3 protein-coding genes and 1 pseudogene are annotated in these 4,096 nt (G+C 66.4%); 2 read left to right on the plus strand and 2 right to left on the minus strand.

The features are described from left to right. The coding region (gene lptE, locus N878_RS14035) for an LPS assembly lipoprotein LptE (protein WP_021444274.1) at positions 1-539 on the minus strand (539 nt) is incomplete at its 3' end. A 54-nt stretch (positions 540-593) separates the two neighbouring features. Continuing rightward, a complete protein-coding gene (leuS, locus tag N878_RS14040) occupies positions 594-3,206 on the minus strand; it encodes a leucine--tRNA ligase (RefSeq protein WP_021444275.1) in 2,613 nt (870 codons plus the stop codon). 177 nt (positions 3,207-3,383) lie between these two features. On the opposite strand from leuS, the gene N878_RS14045 reads away from it, so the two are divergent. Both N878_RS14045 and N878_RS14050 read left to right on the plus strand, forming a co-directional pair. After that, positions 3,384-3,812 (plus strand): hypothetical protein, encoded by a 429-nt coding sequence (locus tag N878_RS14045; RefSeq protein ID WP_021444276.1) that lies wholly within the window; start codon positions 3,384-3,386, stop codon positions 3,810-3,812. A gap of 23 nt (positions 3,813-3,835) precedes the next feature. After that, positions 3,836-4,096 (plus strand): annotated as a pseudogene (locus N878_RS14050) (YdcF family protein); the annotation flags it as partial.

Genomic DNA, 4,096 nt, shown 5'->3' on the forward strand with positions numbered 1-4,096 from the left:
AGCGCTTCGGCTTCGGCCTTGGCGCGCGCCTCGGCGGTCTGCTGCAGCTGATCGAGCTGGGCCGGGGTGATCTGTTGCAGGTTCTGCGCCAGTTGCTGGATCAGCTCGCGGCGCAGCTCGTTGCGCAGCTGGGCGGCCTCCTGGTCCGAACCGGTCAGGTTGTTGTCGTCCTGCTGGTAGTAGTTCTGCACCTCGACGCGGTTGCTGGTCAGCAGCAGGTTCTGCGCGCCGCGGATCTGGTACTCCAGGGCCATGACCAGCTCGTACTCGGCGGTACGGGCGCCGCTGGTGTAGCTGGCGCTGCGACGGTTCTCGCTCTCGTTGCTCAGCACCAGGGTGTAGGGCGCGCCGGCGTAGACCTTGACGTCGTTGCTCTCGAGTACGTCGCGCAGTTGCTGCACGGTTTCGCCGTAGGCGTTGCGCGCGGTGACGTTGAGTTCCTTGAGGGCGAACTGTACGTCGCCGGTGCCACGCAGCTGGAAGCCGCACGCGCTGAGCAGGGCGGCCAGGCCGACGATCAGCAGATTCCGTTTCATCATTATCAAATCCCCTTGGCGGTTCCCGGCGCCGTGCGGCAATGGCGCCGAGCTTAATCAGTTGGCGACTATGTTGACCAGCTTGCCCGGCACGACTATGACCTTGCGAATCGCCAGGCCTTCGGTGAAACGCAGGACGTTGTCGTTGCTGCGGGCGGCGGCCTCGACTTCCTCGCGGCTGGCGTCGGCCGCAACGATGATCTCGCCGCGCAGCTTGCCGTTGACCTGCACCACCAGGGTCAGGCTGTCCTGCACCAGGGCGGACTCATCGACCTGCGGCCACTGCGCGTCGATCACCGCATCGGCATGACCCAGGCGCTGCCACAGCTCGTGGCTGATGTGCGGAGTGATCGGTGCCAGCAGCAGGACGACGGTCTCCAGGCCTTCGTGCAGCAGCGCGCGATCCTGTTCGCTCGCGGTGGCGGCTTTTTCCAGCACGTTCATCAGGGTCATCACCTGGGCGACGGCGGTGTTGAACTTGTGGTGCTGGCCGATATCGTTGCTGGCCTGCTTGATCGCCAGGTGGATGGCGCGGCGCACGGCCTTCTGCTCGTCGGTGAGAGTGGCGACCTCCACCTGGCCCGGCAGGCCGGCAGCGACATGGCTGTGAGCCAGGCGCCAGACGCGGCGCAGGAAGCGGTTGGCGCCCTCGATGCCGGAGTCGGACCATTCGCAGCTCATGTCGGGCGGCGAGGCGAACATCATGAACAGGCGGCAGGTGTCGGCGCCGTAGGCGTCGATCATCGCCTGCGGGTCGACGCCGTTGTTCTTCGACTTGGACATCTTCTCGGTGCCGCCGATTTCCACCGGCAAACCGTCGGACTTGAGGCGGGCACCTATGACCTTGGCCTTGGCATCGCGTTCGACTTCCACGTCGGCCGGGTTGAACCAGTCCTTGCCGCCGTTTTCCAGGGTGCGGTAGTAGGTCTCGGCGACCACCATGCCCTGGGTCAGCAGGTTCTTGAACGGTTCGTTGGACGACACCAGGCCTTCGTCGCGCATCAGCTTGTGGAAGAAGCGCGCATAGAGCAGGTGCAGGATGGCGTGCTCGATGCCGCCGATATACTGGTCCACCGGCAGCCAGTGGTTGGCCGCGGCCGGGTCGACCATGCCCTGGGTGTAGCTCGGCGAGGCGTAGCGCGCGTAGTACCAGGAGCTTTCCACGAAGGTGTCCATGGTGTCGGTTTCGCGCTTGGCCGGCGCGCCGCATTTCGGGCAGCTGCACTGGTAGAACTCGGGCATCTTGGCCAGCGGGCTGCCGGCGCCGTCCGGCACCACGTCTTCGGGCAGCACCACCGGCAGCTGGTCTTCCGGCACCGGCACGTCGCCGCAGGCGTCGCAGTGGATGATCGGGATCGGGCAGCCCCAGTAACGCTGGCGGCTGATGCCCCAGTCGCGCAGGCGGAACTGGGTCTTGCGCGCGCCGTGGCCGGTCGCTTCGAGGTCGGCGACGATGGCGTCGAAGGCGGCGGTGAAGTCCTTGCCGTCGTACTTGCCGGAATTGACGGTGGTCAGGCCGTCCTTGTCGGTGTACCAGGCCTGCCACTCGGCGCTGTCGTAGTCCTTGTCCGCGGCGGCGTAGACCTGCTGGATCGGCAAGTCGTATTTGTGGGCGAACTCGAAGTCGCGCTCGTCGTGCGCCGGCACGGCCATCACCGCGCCTTCGCCGTAGCCCCACAGCACGTAGTTGGCGACGAACACCGGCAGCTTTTGCTGGGTGAGCGGATGGATGACGAACTGGCCGGTGGCCAGGCCCTTCTTCTCCATGGTGGCCATGTCGGCCTCGGCCACGGAGCCGGCCTTGCACTCGGCGATAAAGGCGGCAATCGCTGGGTTGGATTCAGCGGCGCGCTGCGCCAGCGGGTGCTCGGCGGCCACGGCGACGTAGGTGGCGCCCATCAGGGTGTCCGGACGGGTCGAGTAGACCTTGAGCTGACCCTCGCTGCCGATGCTGGCGACGTCGTAGTCGAAGACGATGTCGGCACCGAAGCTCTTGCCGATCCAGTTGCGCTGCATGGTCTTGACCTGCTCGGGCCAGCCATCCAGTTCGTCCAGGCTGCTCAGCAGCTCTTCGGCGTAGGCGGTGATCTTGAAGTAGTACATCGGGATTTCGCGCTTCTCGATCAGCGCGCCCGAGCGCCAGCCGCGGCCGTCGATCACCTGCTCGTTGGCCAGCACGGTCTGGTCCACCGGGTCCCAGTTCACCGTGCCGTTCTTGCGGTAGATCACGCCCTTCTCGAACAGGCGGGTGAACAGCCACTGCTCCCAGCGGTAGTAATCCGGCTTGCAGGTGGTGACTTCGCGGGTCCAGTCGATGGCCAGGCCCAGCGATTTCAGCTGGGCCTTCATGTAGGCGATGTTCTCGTAGGTCCACTTCGCCGGCGCCACCTGGTTCTTCATCGCGGCGTTTTCCGCCGGCATGCCGAAGGCGTCCCAGCCCATCGGCTGCAGCACGTTCTTGCCCTGCATGCGCTGGTAGCGGGCGATCACGTCGCCGATGGTGTAGTTGCGCACGTGGCCCATGTGCAGCTTGCCGCTGGGGTAGGGGAACATCGACAGGCAGTAGAAGGTGTCCTTGCCCGGCTGTTCGCTCACGACAAAGGATTTCTGCGCGTCCCAATGGGACTGCGCGGCGGCTTCGATTTCACGGGGCGAGTACTGTTCGTGCATGGCTCTGGCGCTGGCAAAGGGGGCTTGCGGAAAACGCCGTAGCATACATGAGCGCCGTCTGCCGAGGGAAACCCAGATTGTTCGGCGCGCGCCGTTTGTCGCGGCGTCCGGCTGCTTGCGGGGCCTTCGCTAAGCTTTGCTTATGGGCCGCGGGTGTCGGGCCTCGCGAGGTGTTGGATGGGCGAACTGCGGCAAGTGGAGCGGGGCGGCGGCCTGTACGAGCGGCTGTTGCAACGCCTCGCCCTGGCGCTCGAAGAAGCCGAGACCGCCAGCCGTCTGCACGCCGAGCCGCTGCGCGAGCTGGAGTTGGACGGCCTGAGCCCTGCCGAGCTGGAACTGATCCGCGCCTACCTCAATCGCGACCTGCACTGGCTGCGCGGCTGGCATGCCGCCGCCGAGGAGTTGGCGCTGATCCAGCGTCAGCCGCTGCGCGTCGGCAAGGCCGCCGGCGCCCGTCCGACGGGCAAAGCCAAGCCGCTGCTCAAGCGGCGTCAGGCGCTGTGTTGTGCGCTGTGCGGCACGCCGGTGAGCTGGCAGCGCGGTCAGGATGCCCAGGCCTGTCAGTCCTGTGGCTCTAAGCTGTTTCGCAGCGGCAATCCTCGCTAGGCTTGGGCACCCTGGAGGTGCCCATGCCGATTCGTTACATCCTCAAACAACTGCTGATGCCGCCCGGCGTGCTGCTGCTGCTCATCGTGCTCGCCTGGTGGTGGCGCCGGCGCTTTCCGCGGCTGGCTGGCGCCTGCTTCGTGGCGGGCGTGGGCGGCCTGTGGCTGATGAGCCTGCCGCTCGTGGTCGAGTGGGGCGCACGCCAGCTGGAGCGCGAACCGGCGCTGAGCGCGGTGCAGTGGCCGGCGTTGGCGCAGCGCGCCGATGCCATCGTGATTCTCGGC

Origin of the sequence: Pseudomonas sp. EGD-AK9 (genome assembly GCF_000465935.2) — a bacterium.
In the GTDB taxonomy this organism is placed as follows: Bacteria; Pseudomonadota; Gammaproteobacteria; order Pseudomonadales; family Pseudomonadaceae; genus Aquipseudomonas.

Bases quoted from the DNA above. Each gene is read 5' to 3' on its own strand.
- leuS (WP_021444275.1), bottom strand. From the start codon at position 3,206: ATGCACGAACAGTACTCGCCCCGTGAAATCGAAGCCGCCGCGCAGTCC.
- N878_RS14045 (WP_021444276.1), top strand. From the start codon at position 3,384: ATGGGCGAACTGCGGCAAGTGGAGCGGGGCGGCGGCCTGTACGAGCGG.